A 19648-nucleotide genomic window follows, 5' to 3' on the forward strand; every position below is an offset into this window, starting at 1 on the left:
CATTTGTGCAGAGGTAGCCCAGTCATGTTAGCCGCCGCCGTCAAGGCGCTTTCGCAAATCTTGTCGCCGCCGATGCGCTCGATCCTGTGGCGCTCGATCGGGCTTGCGCTGGTGCTGATCACCGTGCTGGCGATCGGATTGCAGCGGCTGCTGAGCTGGTTTGCCGACACTGGCGAGGTCTGGGCCGAAGGCATGCTCGGCCCCAACTTCCATTCCACGCTGCACGTGCTGTCCTGGATCGTCTCGATCTCGGCGGGCCTTGGCGTCGTGCTCGGCGGCATCTTCCTGATGCCCGCGATCACCTCGCTGGTGGCAAGCCTGTTTGTCGACGACGTCGCCGACCATGTCGAGCGCGAGCATTATCCGGCTGACCATCCCGGCGTGGCGCTGCCGGTCACGCTCGCGATGATCGAGGGCGTCAAGACCGCGCTGCTGACGATCCTGGTCTATCTGGTCGCGCTGCCGTTCGTGCTGTTCGCGGGCGCGGGCTTCATCATTTTCTTCATCGCAACCGCCTGGCTGCTCGGCCGCGAATATTTCGAGCTTGCGGCGATGCGGTTCCGCTCGCCTGATGACGCCAAGGCGATGCGCAAGGAGAACGCGGCGACAGTCTTTACGGCGGGCCTTTTCATCGCGGCCTTCGTCTCGATCCCGATCGTCAATCTGGCGACGCCGCTGTTCGGCATGGCCTTCATGGTGCACATGTACAAGCGGCTGTCGGGCCCGCGGCGCGAGTTCGAACCGGCGCGGCGAACCAACGTGTCCTCGGTCTAGGTGGTATCCGGAAGCACGGGCAGCGATGCCGGTACCCGATCGCTTGCGAATGGCACGAGCAGCAGTCCGACGATCGCCACGCAGGCGAGCATCGCCCATGCCTCGTTGACGGTGAGTGCGAGCGACGCCCGTTCGACCAACGGCCGGATGAACGCCACCGTGGCGTCGTCCGGCAGACCCAGCGGGCGATCGATCAGCAACTTCGGATCGAGCCCGATCGCCTGCGCCGCGGTGACATCCCCCGCCAGCAGCCGCACGCGGAAATCCTCGCCATAGATCGGGCTTCGCCCATAGAGGATGGTATCGATCAGGGTGATCCCGATCGCGCCGCCCAGATTGCGCATCAAATTGAACAGTCCGCTGGCGTCGGCGATTTCCGCCTCCGGCAGGGCGCCCAGCGCAATGCGCGTCGGCGGCAGCAGGCAAAACATGATCGCGACGCCGCGCACGACCTGCGGCCAGAACATCTCGCCAAAATCCGCCGTGCGCGGTTGAAAGGCGCTCCAGCCGAGGCCGAGCGCGAACAAGGCGAAGCCCGCGCCGGTCAATTGCCGCGCGCCGACGCGGCTTTCCAGGATCGCCGCAAGCGGCGCGGCGACGAGCTGCGCAGCCCCCGTGACCAGCATGATCGTGCCGATCTCGAAGGCGTCGTGGCGGCGGACGAAACCGAGGAATACCGGCATCAGATAGGTCGATCCATACAGACCAATGCCGAGGCAAAAGCTCAGTGCGCAACCGATCGCGAACGGACGCCGCCTGAAAAGCGTCAATTGCGCGATCGGATTGGCCGCGCGAAGCGTGCGCCGGATCAGCAGCGTCAACCCCGCAATGCTTGCAATCAGCAGGCCGAGGCAAGGCATCGACGCCCAACCGCGTTGCGGCGCTTCCTTCAGACCGATCATGAAGCTTGCGAGCGTCGCCGCGAGCAGGACAAGCGACCATTTATCCAGTCTGGAGAACGCACGAAGCTGCACGCCTTCCTTCGGAAGCAGCGACGGCGTTACCGAGGCTGCCACCGTTCCCGGAACCAGATTGATCAGGAATAGCCATGGCCACGACCAGGTCTGCGTGATCCAGCCGCCGACGACGGGTCCAACGGTCGGCGCGAGCACCGCGACGACGCCGCCGATCGTGGTGGCCACCGGATGAAGCCGCGCCGGGAACAGCGTGAACACGGCGGAGAACACTGCGGGGATCAGGACGCCGCCGGAAAATCCCTGCAGCACACGAAATGCCAGCAGCGCGGCAAAGCCGCCGCTGAGGGCGCAGCCGACCGACGCGACGGTGAACAGGCTCACGGCAAGCGCGAACAGCCATCGCAACGACAGCGCATGCGTGAACAGGCCGGTCAGTGGGATCGCGATCACCTCCGCGATCAGATAGGCGGTCTGGATCCAGCTCATCGCCGCCGGCGAGATCGCAAGCGCGCGCTGGATCGTCGGCAACGAGGTTGCGACGACCTGGATGTCGAGAATCGCCATGAACATGCCGAAGCACATCAGGAGGAAGCCGGCCCAGGTCGCAGCCGATGGGCTGTCGGTTCGGTGATCCGCCTTGCTCATGGCGTGCTTGTACGTGGCCAATCGGAAACGGATAGCGCGCGGTTCTCGATCCGAATCCGGACCGCAAGCACCGCGAGATTGAGGAGGGTGAACATCAGCGCCAATCGCGGCAGGTGGAGCGTGAGGGGCAGAAGCGCGATTTCACCGACCACGACGGCGTAGTTTGGATGCGGGAGATATCGGTACGGCCCGGATGCGACCGGCGGCGCGCCCGGCAGCACGACGATTCGCGTGGTCCATCGCGGCCCGAGCGCGACGAGGATCCATATCCGCAGGCCTTGCAGCAGCAGAAAACCCGCCAGCGCGGCCAGGTTGACGTCCTGGTCGCGGCCCCAGATCCACAGCGCGGTCAGCCAGCCGGCGTGAACCAGGACAATGAGCGGGTAGTGATTGGCGCCGACCTCGACCGCGCCTCGCGCGAGAAGCCGCTCGGTGTTGCGACGTGACAGCACGAGCTCGCCGAGACGCTGCAGCGTGACCAGAGCGAGGATGACCGACGCGAAGCTCATGCCGCGTGCCTGAGCGCAACGCAACTGAGCGTGAAGCCCGGCCCGAGCGCCGTGAGCAGCGAGCGCGGCGGCAATCCCTTGGCGCAGGCTCGTTCGAGAACAAAGAGAACCGTCGGGCCCGACATGTTGCCGCAAGCCGCGATGACGTCGCGTTCGTGATCGAGCGTGCCCTGATCGAGCGCGAGTGCCCGCTCCAGCGCGGCGATGACCTTGGCGCCGCCGGGATGGCAGAGGAAGCGGTCGATGTCATCGGCCGTCAGCTGCATCCGCGCGAGGATTTCGGCAACAGCCGGCCCAACATGGTCGCGGACGAAATCCGGAATGGTTCGCTGAAAGACCACGCCGAATCCTTCCGGATCGACCGTCCAGCCCATGATGTCGAGCGTATCCGGCCACAGCTTTTCGCCCGTCGCCTCGATGCGCGTCGCACCACCGTCGCCGGCGCGCAGCACGATCGCGGCCGCGCCATCGCCGAACAGGCTGGCCGCAACGATATTTGCCTTGGTGAGCTCGTCGTGCCGGACCGCGAGCGTGCAGAGCTCGAGCGCAACCAGCAGCACGTTCGCTCCCGGCCGCGCTTCGGCCAGTCGCGCCGCGATCGACAGGCCGGACACACCGCCCGCGCAGCCGAGGCCGAACACCGGCACGCGCGACACATCCGTCCGCAGTCCGAGCTTGCCGGCGACGCGCGCCTCCAGCGTCGGCGTGGCTATACCCGTCGAGCACACCGTGACCACGATATCGATGTCACTGCCGGTCAGGTCGGCGCGCGCAATCGCCTTGCGCGCCACGTCGACGTACAGCGTCTCCGCGCCCTCGAGGAACGCCAGCGTTCGCTCCGGCCAGCCGCGCCGTTCGAGATACCATTCGATCGGCTTGACGCCGTAGCGATGCTGAATGCCGGTGTTGGCGAACAGGCTGGAGAGCGTCTCGAACTCGGCATAGCGGTCGGCGAGGAGATTGCGCGCGGCCTGCAGGACCTGTCCCTGATGGAATAGATGCGGTGGAACCGCCGTCGCCAGGGAAACAAGCGCGGCCGTCTGCTTTATCTCGATCATCGTGGCTCCATTTCCCCCGCTCTTGGAACCGCGCGATGAGCAAAATATTTCAACACGCCTGCGACATAGCGCGAGCGCGGTATTCACTATAAATTGACCCGGCGCCAATATCCGCGCCGCCTCTTCGCAAATCAGGAAGCGGTGGCGCCCAGCCTGCGCATCACGCTCTTCACCAAGCCGAGCGGCGCCGGCGACAACGGGCCCTGCGGCGCGCGCGTGATGAAGGCGACCAGGACCAGCGCCAGGATCGCAAGCCAAAAGCACAGCCAGAAGCCGTCGATATAGGCGAGCGTGTTGGCCTCGCGCTGCACCAGCGCCGCCAGCGTGCCGACGGCGCGCCCCGTAGCTGTCCCGATGCCATGGCCGGAAAATTCACCTGCCAGCCGCTGGAGCAGGTTCACGACGTCGATATCGCCGTTCTGCACGTGCTGTCCGAGATAGTTGGAATGGATCTGCTCGCGAACCCGCAGCCAGGTCCCCATCAGCGCGACGCCGATCTCGGCGCCGCCGAGGCGCATGATCTGGATATAGGCCGCGAACGCCGTCGCCCGCGACGGATCGGAATTCGACAGTGCCATGATGATGATCGGCAGCAGCGTGAACGCCTGCCCGATCGACGCGAGCAGGACGATGCCGACAAAATCCTCGCGCGCCCAGACATGGCTGAGCTGCGTGCCCCAGAGATTGGCCGCCGCGAACGCCGAGAAGCCGAGCACCACGACGATGCGCGGATCGAGGTGGCGCAGCAGCAGAATCGAGATCGGCACCAGCACGAACATCGGCAGCGCGCCGTAGGTGAACAGCAGCACGCCCGACTGCTCCGGCCGCAGCGCGCCGACGGTGCCGAGGAAGTTCGGCACCAGCGACGAATTCGACAGGCTGGTCAGCGTGTACAGCAGGATGACGACCAGCGAGAGGCCTATATTGCGCGAGAACAGCACGTTGAAATGTGCCCAGGGCCGGCGCGCGACCATTTCGTTGATCATGAAGGCGACGATCAACAGCGCGCCGCCGATCAAGAGCGCCATCACCGTGCCCGACGACAGCCAGTCCAGCCGGTTGCCCTGATCGAGCCCGGCATAGACCATCGACACCCCGGCGCCGAGCAGCAGCATGCCGCCCCAATCGGCATGGTGCAGCAGGTCGCGATTAACCGGCTCGTTCGGCGTGCCAAGATACACCATCAGGCCCATCAGCGGCGCGATCACCACGCCCTGCCAATACAGCCACTGCCAGCCGAGATGCTCGACATAGAAACCGACCAGCGAGCTCGACGAGTCGAGCGCGAAGCCGACGCGGATCGAATACATCGCGATCGCCGGCAGCCACCATCGGATCGGCAGGTTGCGCAGGATGATCATCAGCGTCGCCGGCACGAAAGTGCCGAGCAGCATGCCGTGGGCGATGCTGAGCGCGATCAGCGTCGTGTAGTCGCGCACGAACGGGATAGTCAGCGAGACCACCGCATAGACCAGGCTCGGAATGCCGAGCACACGGCGCAGGCCGAACACGGTGGCGAGCCAGGCCACCGCAGGCGCGACGAAGATCTGCGAGCCGATGGCGGCCGTCGAGAGCCATGCGCCCTCGTCGAAGCTGAGCGAGAACGCGCCGCGCAGATCGGGCAGGCCGACCGAGGTCAGGCGGCTGTCGAAATTCGCCAGAAACGCACCGAGCAGCACGGCGACGACCGCGAACAGCGGATAGCGCGCGACGTCGCCGCGCGAGACCGGACCACGGTCGCGGTCGTCACTTTCCGCCATTGGCGGCCGCCTCGCCGGTATCGATCCGCGTGACCACCGACATGCCCGGCAGCAGGCGCTCGAGCAAGGGCTGGCCCTTGTCGAACTGGATCCGCACCGGGATGCGCTGCACCACCTTGGTGAAATTGCCGGTGGCGTTATCGGGCGGCAGCAGCGCGAATTGCGATCCGCTCGCCGGTGCGATGCGCTCGACGACGCCGCGCAGCTTCTGGCCCGCGAACGTATCCACGGTGACCTCGACCGGCTGGCCCGGCTTGACGTTGGTCAGCTGGGTCTCCTTGTAGTTGGCGATCACATAGACGTTCGGCAGCGGCACGACGTTGATCAGATTGGCGCCGATGTTGACGTAGTCGCCCGGCTGCACCTGGCGCTCGCCGGTGACGCCGTCGAACGGCGCGACGATCTTGGTGTAGCCAAGCTTGAGCTTGGCCGATGCCAGCAGCGCCTTCGCGGCGTCAAGGTCGGCGGCACGCTGCTTCTTGGTTCCTTGCAGAACCTCGAGCTGATGGCGCTGCGCCGCGATCACAGCGCGGCTGGCGCGTACGTCGGCCTCCGCCTTGGCATAAGATGCGGTCGCCTGCTCGAGCCGCTGCCGCGTGCCGGCGTCGGTTTGCGACAGCGACTGCTGACGCTCTTCCTCCTGACGTGCCAGGGTCTGCTGCGCCTCCGCGGACAGCCGCGCAGCTTCGGCCTGCGCGATGGTCGCATATTGCAGCTCGACCTGGTTGTTGAGGTTATCCAGCACGGCCTGGGCACCGACCACGCCGGCCTCGGCCTGCGCGACCTGCGCCTGGTAATCGGCGGGATCGATCTGCACCAGGAGATCGCCGGCCCTGACGCGCTGGAAATCGGAGACGGCGACGGTGAGCACCTCGCCGGACACGCGGCTGGAGAGCTGGGTCAATTCGGCGCGCACATAGGCATCATTGGTGGTCTGGATCGTGGCGCTGCCGACCCAGGCATCCCAGCGACTGGTCGCCACCGCGACGAACACCAGCGCGACGAGCACGGCAAAAAGCGGAATCGCGAAGCGGCTCCAGAAGCCGCTTGCTGAAGATTGCGGCTTGGCGGGCGCCGCAGCAGGCGCGGTCTGGCTGGCGGGTGACGGACCATCTTCAACCTGCTCTGCCACACCGCACTCCCTCAATCACGCACCGGAACAACCGACAAACCTATCGCGCGAACCGGCATCCACTTCGCTCGAAAATGCTCTGATAGCACATGACGACGATCATGCCTCAGACGGTCTTTTCCGGCCACCGGCAGAGATCATTGATCAGACATACGTCGCAACGTGGACCGCGGGCGAGGCAGGTGTAGCGGCCATGCAGGATCAGCCAGTGATGGGCGTGCAGCATGAACTCGGTCGGGATCACCTTTTCCAATCCCAACTCGACCTCGAGCGGCGTCTTGCCGGGCGCGAGGCCGGTGCGGTTGCCGACGCGAAACACATGGGTGTCGACCGCCATCGTGTGCTCGCCGAATGCCATGTTGAGCACGACATTCGCGGTCTTGCGGCCGGCGCCGGGCAGCGATTCGATCTCGGCACGCGTGCGCGGCACCTCGCCGCCGAACTCGGCGATCAGCTTCTGCGACAGCGCGATGACGTTCTTCGCCTTGTTGCGATAGAGCCCGATGGTCTTGATGTAGTCGCGCACCCTGTCTTCGCCGAGCTCAAGCATCTTCTCCGGCGTGTCGGCGACCGCGAACAGCGCTCGCGTCGCCTTGTTGACGCCGGCATCGGTCGCCTGCGCCGACAGCACCACCGCAACCAGCAGCGTGTAGGGGTTGAGGTGCTCGAGTTCGCCCTTGGGCTCGGGATTGGCTTTGCGGAACCGGTCGAAAGCCTCGTAGACCTCCTCCGATGTCCATGGCTTCGGCTTTACGGTTCGCTTGGCGGCCTTCTTGGCCGCCTTCTTTGCCCCGCGTTTGGGCAGCAGCCTTGCCGCTTTCGCAGGCTTCTTCTTCGGTGCAGACCGAACGCTTGATGTGCTGGCGCGTTGAGAGCGGATGATTTTGGCCATGAACCGGATATACTGATACGTCATGACCGCAGGCAACGACTTTGATCCGGGCGAAGACCTCAGGGCCAATGACCTCGCGGCTGATGCCGCTGAGGCCGAGCCCAAACTGTTCTCGGCATTGCTGACGCCGCACCGCTCGCTGAATCGCACCGGCTTTATCGTGCTGATGTCGTTCGTCACCGTGGTCAGCTTCATTGCCGGCGCGGTGTTCTGGTGGCTCGGCGCCTGGCCGATCTTCGGCTTCTTCGGCCTCGACGCGCTGGTGATCTATTGGGCGTTCAAGGTCAATTTCCGCACCGCCAAGGCGAGCGAGGAGATCACCGTCACGGCGTCGGAACTGCGGGTGCGCAGGATCAGCCATCGCGGGCATGTGGCGGAATGGGTGCTCAATCCGCTCTGGGTACGGTTCGAACAGATCTCGCATGAGGAGTTCGGCATCGAGCGGCTTTATCTGGTCTCCCGGGGCCGCCGGGTCAGCGTCGGCAGCTTCCTGGGTCCGGACGAAAAGGCCAGCTTCTCCAAGGCCTTGACGGCGGCGCTCAACGCCGCGAAACGCGGCCCGACTTACAACCCCATCCACTAGGTCTTATTTGAGCATGATCTTTTCGGAAAACCGGTCTCCACTTTTCCGGATCATGCTTGTCAGAAATCGGGTGGTTTGGACGCGCCATGGCTCCTAAATCAGACACCATGATGACACTCGCCATACACGACCAGCGCCTGGCCAAGCCGGGCCTCCAGAGCGCCGCGCTGCGCGACTATGACTCGGTTCGGCGCGCCATCGCGTTCATCTCGGAGCATTGGCGCACGCAGCCGACCATCGAAGCGATGGCCGATGCCGCCGCCGTCACGCCGGATGAATTGCACCATCTGTTCCGACGCTGGGCCGGGCTGACGCCGAAGGCCTTCATGCAGGCGCTGACCCTGGACCACGCCAAGAACCTGCTGCGCGATTCCGCCAGCGTGCTCGATGCGGCACTCGACTCCGGCCTGTCAGGGCCGGGACGGCTGCACGACCTGTTCGTCACGCATGAGGCGATGTCGCCGGGCGAATGGAAGACCGGCGCCGGCGGCATGACGCTGCGCTACGGCTTCCATCCCTCGCCGTTCGGCACCGCGATCGTGATCGCAACGGATCGCGGGCTTGCGGGGCTTGCCTTCGCCGATCACGGTGACGAGCAGACCGCATTCGCCGACATGAAGCGGCGCTGGCCGAACGCGACCTATGTCGAGGACACCGACGGCACCACCGCACTGGCACAGCGCGTGTTCGATACACGGTTGTGGCGGGCGGACCAGCCGCTGCGCGTCGTGTTGATCGGCACCGACTTCGAGGTGCGGGTGTGGGAGACGCTGCTCAAGGTCCCGATGGGCCGCGCGGTCAGCTATTCCGACATCGCCTGCAAGATCAACAGCCCGAAAGCTTCGCGCGCGGTCGGCGCCGCGGTCGGCCGCAATCCGGTGTCGTTCGTGGTGCCCTGCCATCGCGCACTCGGCAAGAGCGGCGCGCTGACCGGCTATCACTGGGGCATCACCCGCAAGCAGGCGATGCTGGGCTGGGAAGCCGGCCAGGTCGGATTGCACTAGCTCAATTGCAGGATGGGTTTCGCTTCGCTCTACCCATCCTGCGGGCCTACCCCGCGAGATCGACCTTGGACGCAACGGTGGAATCGGCATTGAGCCGATAGACCACCGGCGCGCCGGTCGCGAGCTCGCGCTTGAGGATCTGCTCGGGCGTCAGCTTTTCCAGCACCATGATCAGCGCGCGCAGCGAATTGCCGTGGGCGGCGATCAGCGTGCGCTGGCCGCGCAGCACGCCGGGCAGGATCTCCTGCACGTAATAGGGCAGCGTGCGCGCCAGCGTGTCCTTCAGGCTTTCGCCGCCGGGCGGCGGCACGTCGTAGGAACGGCGCCAGATCAGAACCTGGTCCTCGCCCCACTTTTTGCGGGCGTCGTCCTTGTTGAGGCCGGAGAGATCGCCGTAATCGCGCTCGTTGAGCGCGAGATTCTTCGTGGTCGGCAAACCGGTCTGGCCGATCTGCTCCAGCATCAGCTTCAGCGTGTGCTGCGCACGGGTGAGGTCGGAGGTGAACGCGACATCGAACGACAGACCCTGCGCCTTCAGCTTGCGGCCGGCCTCGTTGGCTTCGTTGACGCCCTGCTCGGTGAGATCAGGGTCCTTCCACCCGGTGAAGAGGTTCTTCAGATTCCAGTCGCTCTGACCGTGACGAACGAGCACAAGGAGACGATCACTCATTTCAGATTCCGTTTTCGCTTAGCTGGATTTCATTCCGTCGAGCGGCGTCAGTCGCTCAACCCGAGAACGTCGGCCATCGAATACATGCCGGGCTTCTTGCCATGCGCCCACAGCGCCGCCTTCAGCGCGCCCTGCGCGAACAGCGCGCGGTCCTCTGCATGGTGCGAGAGCGTGATGCGCTCGGAGGGGCCGGCAAAGATCACGCTGTGATCGCCGGCCGCAGTGCCGCCGCGCAACGAGGCAAAGCCGATATCGCCCGCGCGCCGCGCGCCGGTGAGGCCATCGCGGCCGCGCGCCGAATGCTGATCAAGCGCGATTCCACGTCCCGCGGCCGCGGCTTCGCCGAGCATCAGGGCGGTGCCCGACGGCGCATCGATCTTGGACTTGTGGTGCATCTCGAGAATTTCGATGTCAAAGCTCTGGTCGAGCGATTGGGCGACGCGCTTGACGAGCGCGGCGAGCAGATTGACACCGAGGCTCATATTGCCGGATTTCACCACGATGGCGCGGTTGGTCACGCTGCGGATCACCGCATCGTCGGACGGCGACATCCCGGTGGTGCCGATGACGTGAACGAGGCCGCGCTCGGCCGCGATTGCGACATTGGCGATGGTCGCGGCCGGCACGGTGAAATCCAGGATGCCGTCGGCGCCGGCCGACATCGACCACAGATCGGCCGACAGCTTGACGTCATTGGCGGGAAGGCCGGCGAGCACGCCGGCGTCCTTGCCGAGCAGTTCCGAGCCCGGCGCTTCCAGCGCACCGACCAGCACCGCCCCCGGGGTCTCGGAAATCACCCGCGTCAGCGTGCGGCCCATCCGGCCGCCGGCTCCCGCAACGATCAAACGCATGTCAGCCATGGCTCACCTCTCCACGCGATATAGCGAGCCAAGGCTGTTCCGGCAACCGAACCGGCTACCCGCGATCAGGGCTGCGGGCCGTCATAGCCCTCGATGATGATGAGGTCGGCGATCGAATGCGGCTGCCGCACCTTGATGTTGGCCTGGTATTCCGGGGAGTTGTAGCAGGCCATCGCGGTTGCGTAGTCGGGGAATTCGATCACGACATTGCGGGAGCGGCTCTCTCCCTCGACGCAGTTGAGCTGGCCGCCGCGCACCACGTAACGGCCGCCGAACTTCTTGAAGATCGCAAGGTTGGCCACCGCGTATGGCTTGTAGCCCTCGTCATTGTGAACGTCGACGCGTCCAATCCAGTATCCCTTCGCCATCTCTGTTCTCCCTCTTGTTGTTCAGGCGAGCGCCTGGGCGATTTCGGCGTGAATGGCTTCGGCTGAAGCCTTCGGATCGGCGGCTTCCATCACCGGGCGTCCGACCACGAGATAGTCGGCGCCGGCGGCGATGGCGCGAGCCGGCGTCATGATGCGCTTCTGGTCGCCGCTCGCCGAGCCTGCGGGGCGGATGCCCGGCGTCACCAGGTTCATCTGATCGCCGACGATCTTGCGCAAGGCGGCGGCCTCCTCGGGCGAGCTGACGAGGCCGTCAACACCAAGCGCCTGCGCCTGCCTGGCGCGCGCTTCGACGAGATCGGAGACGTTGAGGCGATAGCCGGCCGCATGCAGGTCGGTGTCGTCGTAGGAGGTCAGCACCGTCACCGCGAGGATCTTCAGGCCGGACCCGGCGCGTGCCTCGACCGCCGCCTTCATGGTCTGCGGGTAGGCATGCACGGTGAGAAAGGTCGCGCCGAGCCCGGCGACGCTTTCGACCCCGCGCGCGACGGTGTTGCCGATGTCGTGCAGCTTCAGATCGAGGAAGACCTTCTTGCCGCTGCCTGCAAGCTGCTTCGCCAGGATGAGGCCGCCGGCATAACCGAGCTGATAGCCGATCTTGTAAAAGGTGACGGCATCGCCGAGCCGGTCGATCATCGCCTCGGCGCTGGCGACGGACGGCAGATCGAGCGCCACGATCAACCGGTCTCTTGGAGCGATCCTGGCTGGCTGCATGTCACCTCACATCATGCGTTGGGATTGGTCGATCAGCTGCCGCACCAGCGCCTGCATCGCGTCGATGTCGGCCTGGTGCTTCAGATGATCCATATCGTCGTAGGCCTGCTCGGCGAATGACAGCGCGAGCTGGTTCGGGATCACGGTGGCGTGGCACGCCGTCAGGATCAGGCGCAGCGCAGCCAGCGCGCGCGTGCCGCCGAGCCGGTTGCCGGATGCGGCTGAAATCGCGAACGCGCGGCCGTGGAACACCTGACCTCGCACCTCATGCGGATCCTGCACGCGGCTCACCCAGTCGATCGTGTTCTTCACCAGCGCCGGCACCGAGGAATTGTATTCCGGCGTCACGATCAGCACGCCATGATGGGCTCCGATCATCCGCTTCAGATTCACGGCATGCTGCGGCACGCCGGATTTCGCCTGCAGGTCGCCGTCATAGATCGGCAGCGGAAAGTCGCCGAGCGAGATGCGGGTGACGTCGGCGCCGGATTGCACCAGTTCGTGCGCCAGCACGGCCGCCAGCTTCGCATTGAGCGAGCCTGACCGAAGCGATCCGGGGATCACGAGGATTTTCAGCGCGGACATTTTGAAATCGCAGGTAAGGCGCACGCCCGGCGCGACGGCGCCGGGTGGTCAGCCCTTGCGATACACCCAGACCCGCGCGGGCGGAAGGTTCATCCAGATCCGCTCGGAGGCCTCTGTGGACACGCCCGGCAGCGACTTCGGAATCGGAGGCACCACCGAATAGGTGAACTGAATGAACGGCGCGCCGGGTGCGAGCGCCAGGAAGGCGTCACGGACCAGCCTCAGGCGGGTCAGCATCGGCTTGGTGACGAGCGGCAGACCGGAGACCACGGCCGAGGCGGGAGATTTCAGCACCTCCCACAGCGTATCGCGCAGCCTATAGGCGTCCCCCTGGACGACCCTGGCGTGCGGATAGCGTTCGCGCAGCAAGGCGCAGAAGCCGGGATTGTATTCGACCAGGACGAGACGCTTTTGATCCACGCCGTGCTCGATCAGCGCGTTGGTAATCGCCCCGGTGCCGGGTCCAAGTTCGACGACCGGCCCCTCGGCGTCGGGATCGACATATTGCGCCATGGTGCGGGCGAGCAGCCGTCCGGACGGCATCACCGCGCCCATATGCAGCGGCTTCTCCATCCATGAACGGAGAAATCGAACCTCGTCGTCGAGACGGAGGGGCTTCTTCGACGCACGCACGGACGATTGCAAAGGCATGTCGCTACCAGGCGGGGACCGCACAATCGAGCGGTTGTCAGAAAACAGTCACAAAGACGTATAGGTCGAAGTCGTTACGGTCAAGCATAACGACTGCGGCTAGACGGAGCGATTGCCAAAGAAGTCCTTGACCTTAGAGAAGAAACCCGCTGCCTCCGGCTGGGTTGCGCCGGACGACAGCTTTTCGAACTCCATCAGCAGTTCTTGCTGTTTCTTGGTCAGATTCTGCGGCGTTTCGACCACGACCTGGACATACATGTCGCCGGTCTGACGCGAGCGGAGCACCGGCATACCCTTTGATGCGATGCGGAATCGCCGGCTGGATTGGGTGCCGGCCGGCACCTTGACCTTGGTCTTGCCCTTGTCGATGGTCGGCACCTCGAATTCACCGCCGAGCGCTGCGGTCACCATCGAGATCGGCACGCGGCAGTGCAGGTCGGCGCCGTCGCGCTGGAAGAACTGGTGCGTGGTCAGCGACAGGAAGATGTAGAGGTCGCCGGGCGGTCCGCCGCGGACACCGGCCTCGCCTTCACCGGCGAGACGAATGCGGGTGCCGTCCTCGACCCCCGGGGGAATGTTGACTGACAGCGTGCGCTCGCGCGTCACCCGGCCGGAACCGGCGCAGGAGGTGCAGGCATCCTCGATCATCTGGCCGCGACCCTGACAGCCGGGACAGGTCCGCTCCAGCGTAAAGAAGCCCTGGGCCTGCCGGACACGGCCGGCGCCGCCGCAATGCGAGCAGGTCTTCGGCTTGGTGCCGGCCTTGGCGCCGGTGCCCGAGCAGGATTCGCAGGTGACCGAGACCGGAATCTCGATCTGCGCGGTCTTGCCCTGGAAGGCCTCCTCGAGCGTGATCTCCATGTTGTAGCGCAGATCGGCGCCGCGCTCGCGGCCGCCGCTGCGGCGCTGCCCGGCCATGCCGAACAGGTCCTCGAAAATGTCGGAGAAGGATGAGGCGAAGCCGGCGCCGAAGCCGGGACCGCCGCCGCCCATGCCCTGCTCGAAAGCGGCATGGCCGAAGCGGTCATAGGCGGCGCGCTTGTCGCCGTCCTTCAGCACCTCATAGGCTTCGTTGATTTCCTTGAACCGGACTTCGCTGGTGGCGTCGCCCGGATTCTTGTCCGGATGCCATTTCATCGCGAGCTTGCGGAAAGCCGATTTCAGCTTGGTCTCGTCCGCGTTCCGCTCAACCTCGAGGGTCTCGTAATAGCAGCGCTTGGTGGACATCCTTCAATTCCGTCCGAAGTTCGTCGCCATCGCCAAGGATTGCGCCTGTCTGGAAGATGCAGTGATCGCCTTAAAGAAAAATGACCCCCACTCCTCCGAGACGCGGCGCGTGCTCTTTGGTGTGAGGGCCATGATCGCAAGCCCGCGCCTAAGCAGACTTCTTGTTGTTCTTGTCGTCGTCGACCTCGGTGAACTCCGCGTCGACAACGTCATCCTTAGCAGCGTCCTTGGCCGCATCGGCCTCGGCCTGCTGCTTGTACATGGCCTCGCCGAGCTTCATCGAAGCCTGCGCCAGCGTGTTGGTCTTGGCCTTGATCGCCTCGGCGTCGTCGCCCTTCAGCGCTTCCTTGAGGTCGCTGACGGCGTCTTCGATCGCGCGGCGCTCGGTGTCGGCGATCTTCGAACCGTGTTCGGCCAGAGCCTTCTCGGTCGAGTGAACCAGACCGTCGGCATGGTTCTTGGCGTCGACAGCCTCGCGGCGCTTCTTGTCCTCGGCCGCGTTGACCTCGGCGTCCTTGACCATCTTGTCGATGTCGGCCTCGGACAGACCGCCGGATGCCTGGATCCGGATCTGCTGTTCCTTGCCGGTCGCCTTGTCCTTGGCCGAGACGTTGACGATGCCGTTGGCGTCGATGTCGAAGGTCACCTCGATCTGCGGCATGCCGCGCGGAGCCGGCGGAATGCCCATCAGGTCGAACTGGCCGAGCATCTTGTTGTCGGCCGCCATTTCACGCTCGCCCTGGAAGACCCGGATGGTGACGGCGCCCTGATTGTCTTCGGCGGTCGAGAACACCTGGCTCTTCTTGGTCGGGATCGTGGTGTTGCGGTCGATGATGCGGGTGAACACGCCGCCCAGCGTCTCGATGCCCAGCGACAGCGGGGTCACGTCGAGCAGCAGCACGTCCTTGACATCGCCCTGCAGCACGCCGGCCTGGATCGCAGCGCCGATTGCGACGACCTCGTCGGGATTGACGCCCTTATGCGGCTCCTTGCCGAAGAACTGCTTCACGACTTCCTGAATCTTCGGCATGCGGGTCATGCCGCCGACCAGCACCACTTCGCCGATCTCGCCGGCGGTCAGGCCGGCATCCTTCAGCGCCTTGCGGCACGGCTCGATGGTCTTCTCGACGAGATCGGCCACCAGCGCCTCGAACTTGGCGCGGGTCAGCTTCATCGTCAGATGCTTCGGACCGGTCTGGTCAGCCGTGATGAACGGCAGGTTGATTTCGGTCTGCGTGGTCGACGACAACTCGATCTTGGCCTTCTCCGCAGCTTCCTTCAGGCGCTGCAGGGCGAGCTTGTCGTTGCGCAGGTTGATGCCCTGCTCCTTCTGGAATTCGTCGGCGAGATAGCCGACCAGGCGCATGTCGAAATCTTCACCGCCCAGGAAGGTGTCGCCGTTGGTCGACTTCACCTCGAACACGCCATCGCCGATCTCGAGGATCGAGACGTCGAAGGTGCCGCCGCCGAGGTCGTACACGGCGATCGTGCCGGACTTCGACTTGTCGAGACCGTAGGCGAGCGCGGCAGCCGTCGGCTCGTTGATGATGCGCAGCACTTCGAGGCCGGCGATCTTGCCGGCGTCCTTGGTGGCCTGACGCTGCGCGTCGTTGAAATAGGCGGGAACCGTGATGACGGCCTGCTCGACCTTCTGGCCGAGATGCGCCTCAGCGGTCTCCTTCATCTTCTGCAGAATGAAGGCCGAGACCTGCGAGGGCGAATAGGTCTTGCCATCGGCTTCGACCCAGGCGTCGCCGTTCGATGCCTTGACGATCTTGTAGGGAACGAGCTTCTTGTCCTTCTCGACCATCGGGTCGTCATAGCGGCGGCCAATGAGGCGCTTCACCGCGAAGAACGTACGCTCGGGATTGGTCACCGCCTGGCGCTTCGCCGGCTGGCCGACGAGGCGCTCGCCATCGTCAGTGAAGGCAACGATCGACGGCGTCGTCCGCATGCCCTCGGCATTCTCGATCACCTTGGCGTTCTTGCCATCCATTACGGCGACGCACGAATTCGTGGTGCCGAGGTCGATCCCAATGACCTTACCCATGGTTTTCATATCCTCTTTGCTACGGCAGGTTGGTTGGGCCCTGACGGCGCTCCGTACCGAACCCCCAGACGTTCACATACTCGCGATATTGCGACGGTGAGCCTGATATAGGAGAGAGGGTCCTGCCCGCAAGGACTGGACGCAACGTTGAGGCCTGAAAAGACTGACGTTTGAAAGATTGTGTCAGCCCGGCTGCGGCGCCGGTTCAACCCCGATCCAAGTTAACAAATCGGCAATGATGCCGCCCGCCGTCGACCGCGAACATCCGCCACGCGACGTCCGCGCTGTTGAGTGAACACTCACAAACGTCGTATGCGAGAGCGGCGCACAGGCCGAGGGCGCGCTGTTTGGCCGCTGGTGGCCGATCGTCGGAAACGTCGGGAAACTGGAAAGTGCCAGCCAATCGGGACGAAAAGCCCATGGAATCGGGCCTGCAGGCCCGGAGGGCGGCTTTGGCGGCCTGTTGCAGGGTCATCAAAACCGCTAAAAGCGGTCCGACTGAAAGAGGCCATCCAGCCCTGCACCGGCCCCGTTGCGCGGCCACCAAGCAAAACCGGTAGATCCCCATGACGCCTTTTCGACTTCTCGTTGCGGTTGCCTTGCTGCTTGCTGCCACCTGTCGTGGCTTTGCCGCCGACGTGGTGTTTCCGCCGGGCGCGCATGTCGGGATGAAGCCGCTGGTGGGCCTCAACCGCGCCAGGTCGTTCATCGGCTTCGAGACCGAGGACCAGGGCGTGAAGGTCTTGATCGCCGATCTGCCCGCGGACGCCTACAACGAGGTCGTGAGCGCCTTCAAGGCCAACCCGGCCGGTAGCGGAAACATCAAGCCGGAGAGCCTCGAGACGCCGGCCGGCCTCGCCTATTACACCGTGGAGAGCGCGCGTGACGGCACCACCAATGTGCGGCGCTATTCCATGATCCTGCCGGGACCGACCTTCTCCGGCTATGTCGCGGTCCAGGTGCCGGAGAACGCCAGCAAGATCTACACCGACGACGCCGTGCGGCAGATGTTCGCCACCGCCCAGATCCGCAACGAGGTGCCGGTCGACGAACAGCTCGGCATGATGCCGTTCAAGGTCACCGAGCTCGGCAGCTTCAAGAATGTCCGCATGCTGGCGCCGGGCGCCGCGCTGCTGATGGCCGACGGCGACGACAGGGGCCTTGAGACCAAGCCCTTCATGCTGCTTGGCATCATCGGCTCGGCCCCGGCCACACCGGATGATCGCGGCCGCTTCGCCCAGCAGATCGCCACCACCATCCCCGGCGTGCGCGACGGGCGGATCACCATGTCCGAACCGATCCGGATCGACGGCCAGCCCGGCTTCGAGACGCGCATCGACGCCGTCAGCGGCAAGGACAATACCCCGGTGACCATCGTGCAGTGGCTGCGGTTCGGCGCGCAAACATCGATGCGCATCATCGGCAGCTCCCCGCGCACCGATTGGGAGAAGGCCTTCCCGCGCTTCCGCGCGGTGCGCGACGGCATCCAGCCGCGCGGCTGACAGGCCCGCCGAAAAATCGGACTTTCGCAGCTCCACGAACGGAACTAGCCTCCTCGCACGGTTATCAGAGCGAGGAGGGGCGGCGATGTTGGATCGACGACAGGTCGTTGCAGGGCTCGGTACGCTGGCGCTTGCCGCGCTGGTTCCAAAACATCTCTGGGCGGCTGCGATCAAGCCCGACGACGGCTCCGCGCTGCTCGTGATCGACGTCCAGAACTGCTTCCTGCCCGGCGGCAGCCTCGCGGTGAAGGACGGCGAGCAGGTGGTGCCGGTGATCAACCGGATCGCCAAGAGCTTTGCCAATGTGGTGATGACGCAGGACTGGCACACGCCCGGACACATCTCCTTTGCCTCGACCCATTCCGGCAAGAAGCCGTTCGAGACCGTCGACCTTGCCTATGGCAAGCAGGTGCTGTGGCCCGACCACTGCGTGCAGGGCACCGACGGCGCCTCGCTGTCGAAGGAACTCGCGATCCCGCAGGCCGAGCTGATCATCCGCAAGGGGTTTCACAAGGACGTCGACAGCTACTCCGCCTTCACCGAGGCCGACGGCAAGACCACCACCGGGCTCGCCGCCTATCTGAAGGCGCGCAATGTCGAGCGGGTTTTCGTGGCCGGGCTCGCCACCGATTTCTGCGTGGCATGGACCGCGCTCGATGCGCGCAAGGCCGGCTTCGAGACCTATGTGGTGGAAGATGCCTGCCGCGGCATCGACACGCAGGGATCGCTCGCCAAGGCCTGGGACGACATGGCCAAGGCCGGCGTCAAGCGCATCCAGTCCTCGGATATCGCGTAGGACGCTGCCTCGCGAGATCCGCATGGCCGAGTCTGCGTCACCCCTTGCATTCGATCTCGCGCAGCGCCTGCCATCGCCGCGCCTGGCGGGCCTGATCGTCCGGATCACCGGTTATCGCGAGACCGCAACCGGCCGGTTCGCACAACGACAGACCGCGCCGCTGATCGTCCCGCTGATCATCAGTTTCGGCTCGCCGTTCCTGATCGCGCTCTCGCGCGAGCCCGGCGCGGCCGATCGTCAGCTCAGCTTCGCCGCCGGCCTGCATGCCGGGCCTGTCTACATCGAGTCCGACGGCCACGCCGCCTGCGTGCAGGTCGATTTCACTCCGCTCGGCGCCTACGGCTTCTTCGGCGCCGCCGTGACCGACCTGGTCGGGCGCATGGTCGATATCGACGATGTGCTCGGCCATGATGGCCGTCGTCTGCGCGAGCAACTCGGCGCCGTGACGTGCTGGCAGCGCCGCTTCGACCTGATCGAGGCGTTCGTGCTGCGCCGCGCCGGCCACATGCCGTCTCCCGAAGTCGCGTTCGTCTATCGAAAACTGGCGCGGGCGGCCGGCACTATCAGCATCACGGCATTGGCCGACGAGATCGGCTGGAGCCGCAAGCATCTGGCCGGCCGGTTTCGGTCCGAACTCGGCCTCGCCCCCAAATCGCTGGCGCGCATGATGCGGTTTCACCGGGCGAGCCGGCTGGCACAAAGCGGCGCAGCGCTTGGCTGGGCGGGGATCGCGGCGGAAAGCGGCTATGCCGACCAGGCCCATCTCGCCCGCGAGTTCGTCGAGTTCGCAGGCGAACCGCCAACCGCCTGGGCGCGCCGCCAGGCGCTGACCGACCGCCGGCTGGTTCACGCCGGCGATGGGCTGGCTGACTGGTAACAAACCTTCAAGCCAACGCCGCGTTGCCTCGTGCAGGATGGCGCCGTCAGCCAAGG

Annotated in this window: 21 protein-coding genes; 6 read left to right on the plus strand and 15 right to left on the minus strand. The window is 65.2% G+C overall.

From position 1 onward, the window contains the following. Nucleotides 1-24 precede the first annotated feature (24 nt). Nucleotides 25-774, plus strand: a complete 750-nt coding sequence (locus tag QA639_RS00740) for a sulfate transporter family protein (protein WP_283088974.1) — start codon at nucleotides 25-27, stop codon at nucleotides 772-774. Here QA639_RS00740 and QA639_RS00745 read toward each other — a convergent pair. The 6 genes from QA639_RS00745 to nth all read right to left on the minus strand — a co-directional run bounded on the left by QA639_RS00745 (nucleotide 771) and on the right by nth (nucleotide 7687). Then, the gene (locus QA639_RS00745) at nucleotides 771-2336 is read right to left on the minus strand and encodes a DHA2 family efflux MFS transporter permease subunit (RefSeq protein ID WP_428841131.1); all 1566 of its coding nucleotides are present in this window, start codon (nucleotides 2334-2336) and stop codon (nucleotides 771-773) included. The genes QA639_RS00740 and QA639_RS00745 overlap by 4 nt on opposite strands. Beyond that, a complete protein-coding gene (locus QA639_RS00750) occupies nucleotides 2333-2845 on the minus strand; it encodes an isoprenylcysteine carboxyl methyltransferase family protein (protein ID WP_283088975.1) in 513 nt (170 codons plus the stop codon). The genes QA639_RS00745 and QA639_RS00750 overlap by 4 nt, the downstream gene beginning before the upstream one ends. Next, nucleotides 2842-3894 (minus strand): type III polyketide synthase, encoded by a 1053-nt coding sequence (locus tag QA639_RS00755; RefSeq protein WP_283090708.1) that lies wholly within the window; start codon nucleotides 3892-3894, stop codon nucleotides 2842-2844. Before QA639_RS00755 ends, QA639_RS00750 begins: the two co-directional genes overlap by 4 nt. A gap of 140 nt (nucleotides 3895-4034) precedes the next feature. Continuing rightward, a complete protein-coding gene (locus QA639_RS00760; RefSeq protein ID WP_050383487.1) occupies nucleotides 4035-5663 on the minus strand; it encodes an MFS transporter in 1629 nt (542 codons plus the stop codon). Continuing rightward, nucleotides 5650-6795 carry an HlyD family secretion protein gene (locus tag QA639_RS00765; RefSeq protein ID WP_050383488.1) on the minus strand — a complete coding sequence of 382 codons (1146 nt, stop codon included), beginning with the start codon at nucleotides 6793-6795 and terminating at the stop codon, nucleotides 5650-5652. The genes QA639_RS00760 and QA639_RS00765 overlap by 14 nt, the downstream gene beginning before the upstream one ends. A 106-nt stretch (nucleotides 6796-6901) precedes the next feature. Continuing rightward, on the minus strand, nucleotides 6902-7687 hold the full coding sequence (nth, locus tag QA639_RS00770) for an endonuclease III (protein ID WP_050383613.1): 786 nt from the start codon (nucleotides 7685-7687) through the stop codon (nucleotides 6902-6904). A 22-nt stretch (nucleotides 7688-7709) separates the two neighbouring features. On the opposite strand from nth, the gene QA639_RS00775 reads away from it, so the two are divergent. After that, a complete protein-coding gene (locus tag QA639_RS00775; RefSeq protein ID WP_028335762.1) occupies nucleotides 7710-8270 on the plus strand; it encodes a DUF2244 domain-containing protein in 561 nt (186 codons plus the stop codon). Between the two features lie 107 nt (nucleotides 8271-8377). Further along, on the plus strand, nucleotides 8378-9274 hold the full coding sequence (locus QA639_RS00780) for a methylated-DNA--[protein]-cysteine S-methyltransferase (RefSeq protein ID WP_028335763.1): 897 nt from the start codon (nucleotides 8378-8380) through the stop codon (nucleotides 9272-9274). A gap of 46 nt (nucleotides 9275-9320) precedes the next feature. Here QA639_RS00780 and QA639_RS00785 read toward each other — a convergent pair whose 3' ends face one another. The 9 genes from QA639_RS00785 to QA639_RS00825 all read right to left on the minus strand — a co-directional run bounded on the left by QA639_RS00785 (nucleotide 9321) and on the right by QA639_RS00825 (nucleotide 16892). Further along, on the minus strand, nucleotides 9321-9944 hold the full coding sequence (locus QA639_RS00785; protein WP_028341753.1) for a 2,3-bisphosphoglycerate-dependent phosphoglycerate mutase: 624 nt from the start codon (nucleotides 9942-9944) through the stop codon (nucleotides 9321-9323). Between the two features lie 47 nt (nucleotides 9945-9991). After that, the gene (gene dapB / locus QA639_RS00790; protein WP_016841511.1) at nucleotides 9992-10804 is read right to left on the minus strand and encodes a 4-hydroxy-tetrahydrodipicolinate reductase; all 813 of its coding nucleotides are present in this window, start codon (nucleotides 10802-10804) and stop codon (nucleotides 9992-9994) included. A 65-nt stretch (nucleotides 10805-10869) separates the two neighbouring features. After that, complete coding sequence (locus QA639_RS00795; protein WP_028335765.1) at nucleotides 10870-11172, minus strand: DUF1330 domain-containing protein; 303 nt, start codon at nucleotides 11170-11172, stop codon at nucleotides 10870-10872. A 21-nt stretch (nucleotides 11173-11193) separates the two neighbouring features. Continuing rightward, nucleotides 11194-11904, minus strand: coding sequence for an orotidine-5'-phosphate decarboxylase (gene pyrF, locus QA639_RS00800; protein WP_028335766.1), 711 nt, complete (start codon nucleotides 11902-11904; stop codon nucleotides 11194-11196). 6 nt (nucleotides 11905-11910) lie between these two features. Next, nucleotides 11911-12489 (minus strand): NADPH-dependent FMN reductase, encoded by a 579-nt coding sequence (locus tag QA639_RS00805; protein ID WP_283088976.1) that lies wholly within the window; start codon nucleotides 12487-12489, stop codon nucleotides 11911-11913. Between the two features lie 48 nt (nucleotides 12490-12537). Further along, nucleotides 12538-13140, minus strand: a complete 603-nt coding sequence (locus QA639_RS00810; protein ID WP_028335768.1) for a class I SAM-dependent methyltransferase — start codon at nucleotides 13138-13140, stop codon at nucleotides 12538-12540. A gap of 99 nt (nucleotides 13141-13239) precedes the next feature. Beyond that, the gene (gene dnaJ, locus QA639_RS00815) at nucleotides 13240-14367 is read right to left on the minus strand and encodes a molecular chaperone DnaJ (protein ID WP_050383491.1); all 1128 of its coding nucleotides are present in this window, start codon (nucleotides 14365-14367) and stop codon (nucleotides 13240-13242) included. Nucleotides 14368-14515: 148 nt separating this feature from the next. Next, nucleotides 14516-16417, minus strand: coding sequence for a molecular chaperone DnaK (gene dnaK, locus QA639_RS00820; RefSeq protein ID WP_028335770.1), 1902 nt, complete (start codon nucleotides 16415-16417; stop codon nucleotides 14516-14518). Between the two features lie 205 nt (nucleotides 16418-16622). Further along, the gene (locus tag QA639_RS00825) at nucleotides 16623-16892 is read right to left on the minus strand and encodes a hypothetical protein (protein ID WP_283088977.1); all 270 of its coding nucleotides are present in this window, start codon (nucleotides 16890-16892) and stop codon (nucleotides 16623-16625) included. Between the two features lie 91 nt (nucleotides 16893-16983). On the opposite strand from QA639_RS00825, the gene QA639_RS00830 reads away from it, so the two are divergent. From QA639_RS00830 to QA639_RS00840, 3 genes are all read left to right on the plus strand, one after another. Beyond that, a complete protein-coding gene (locus QA639_RS00830; RefSeq protein WP_283088978.1) occupies nucleotides 16984-17919 on the plus strand; it encodes a hypothetical protein in 936 nt (311 codons plus the stop codon). An 85-nt stretch (nucleotides 17920-18004) separates the two neighbouring features. After that, complete coding sequence (pncA, locus tag QA639_RS00835) at nucleotides 18005-18715, plus strand: bifunctional nicotinamidase/pyrazinamidase (protein WP_038382697.1); 711 nt, start codon at nucleotides 18005-18007, stop codon at nucleotides 18713-18715. Nucleotides 18716-18737: 22 nt separating this feature from the next. Beyond that, entirely contained in the window at nucleotides 18738-19592 is an 855-nt protein-coding gene (locus tag QA639_RS00840) for an AraC family transcriptional regulator (RefSeq protein WP_283088979.1), read from the plus strand. Nucleotides 19593-19648 lie beyond the last annotated feature (56 nt).

Source organism: Bradyrhizobium pachyrhizi, from assembly GCF_029714545.1.
Taxonomy (GTDB): Bacteria; Pseudomonadota; Alphaproteobacteria; order Rhizobiales; family Xanthobacteraceae; genus Bradyrhizobium; species Bradyrhizobium pachyrhizi.

What these genes read in the sequence shown, in the direction of transcription:
- QA639_RS00825 (WP_283088977.1), bottom strand. Translation starts at nt 16,892, where the DNA reads ATGACCCTGCAACAGGCCGCCAAAGCCGCCCTCCGGGCCTGCAGGCCC.
- QA639_RS00810 (WP_028335768.1), bottom strand. Translation starts at nt 13,140, where the DNA reads ATGCCTTTGCAATCGTCCGTGCGTGCGTCGAAGAAGCCCCTCCGTCTC.
- dnaJ (WP_050383491.1), bottom strand. Translation starts at nt 14,367, where the DNA reads ATGTCCACCAAGCGCTGCTATTACGAGACCCTCGAGGTTGAGCGGAAC.
- dnaK (WP_028335770.1), bottom strand. Translation starts at nt 16,417, where the DNA reads ATGGGTAAGGTCATTGGGATCGACCTCGGCACCACGAATTCGTGCGTC.
- QA639_RS00840 (WP_283088979.1), top strand. Translation starts at nt 18,738, where the DNA reads ATGGCCGAGTCTGCGTCACCCCTTGCATTCGATCTCGCGCAGCGCCTG.
- pyrF (WP_028335766.1), bottom strand. Translation starts at nt 11,904, where the DNA reads ATGCAGCCAGCCAGGATCGCTCCAAGAGACCGGTTGATCGTGGCGCTC.
- QA639_RS00760 (WP_050383487.1), bottom strand. Translation starts at nt 5,663, where the DNA reads ATGGCGGAAAGTGACGACCGCGACCGTGGTCCGGTCTCGCGCGGCGAC.
- QA639_RS00775 (WP_028335762.1), top strand. Translation starts at nt 7,710, where the DNA reads ATGACCGCAGGCAACGACTTTGATCCGGGCGAAGACCTCAGGGCCAAT.
- QA639_RS00750 (WP_283088975.1), bottom strand. Translation starts at nt 2,845, where the DNA reads ATGAGCTTCGCGTCGGTCATCCTCGCTCTGGTCACGCTGCAGCGTCTC.
- QA639_RS00795 (WP_028335765.1), bottom strand. Translation starts at nt 11,172, where the DNA reads ATGGCGAAGGGATACTGGATTGGACGCGTCGACGTTCACAATGACGAG.
- nth (WP_050383613.1), bottom strand. Translation starts at nt 7,687, where the DNA reads ATGGCCAAAATCATCCGCTCTCAACGCGCCAGCACATCAAGCGTTCGG.
- QA639_RS00740 (WP_283088974.1), top strand. Translation starts at nt 25, where the DNA reads ATGTTAGCCGCCGCCGTCAAGGCGCTTTCGCAAATCTTGTCGCCGCCG.
- QA639_RS00745 (WP_428841131.1), bottom strand. Translation starts at nt 2,336, where the DNA reads ATGAGCAAGGCGGATCACCGAACCGACAGCCCATCGGCTGCGACCTGG.
- QA639_RS00830 (WP_283088978.1), top strand. Translation starts at nt 16,984, where the DNA reads ATGACGCCTTTTCGACTTCTCGTTGCGGTTGCCTTGCTGCTTGCTGCC.
- dapB (WP_016841511.1), bottom strand. Translation starts at nt 10,804, where the DNA reads ATGGCTGACATGCGTTTGATCGTTGCGGGAGCCGGCGGCCGGATGGGC.
- pncA (WP_038382697.1), top strand. Translation starts at nt 18,005, where the DNA reads ATGTTGGATCGACGACAGGTCGTTGCAGGGCTCGGTACGCTGGCGCTT.
- QA639_RS00785 (WP_028341753.1), bottom strand. Translation starts at nt 9,944, where the DNA reads ATGAGTGATCGTCTCCTTGTGCTCGTTCGTCACGGTCAGAGCGACTGG.
- QA639_RS00805 (WP_283088976.1), bottom strand. Translation starts at nt 12,489, where the DNA reads ATGTCCGCGCTGAAAATCCTCGTGATCCCCGGATCGCTTCGGTCAGGC.
- QA639_RS00780 (WP_028335763.1), top strand. Translation starts at nt 8,378, where the DNA reads ATGATGACACTCGCCATACACGACCAGCGCCTGGCCAAGCCGGGCCTC.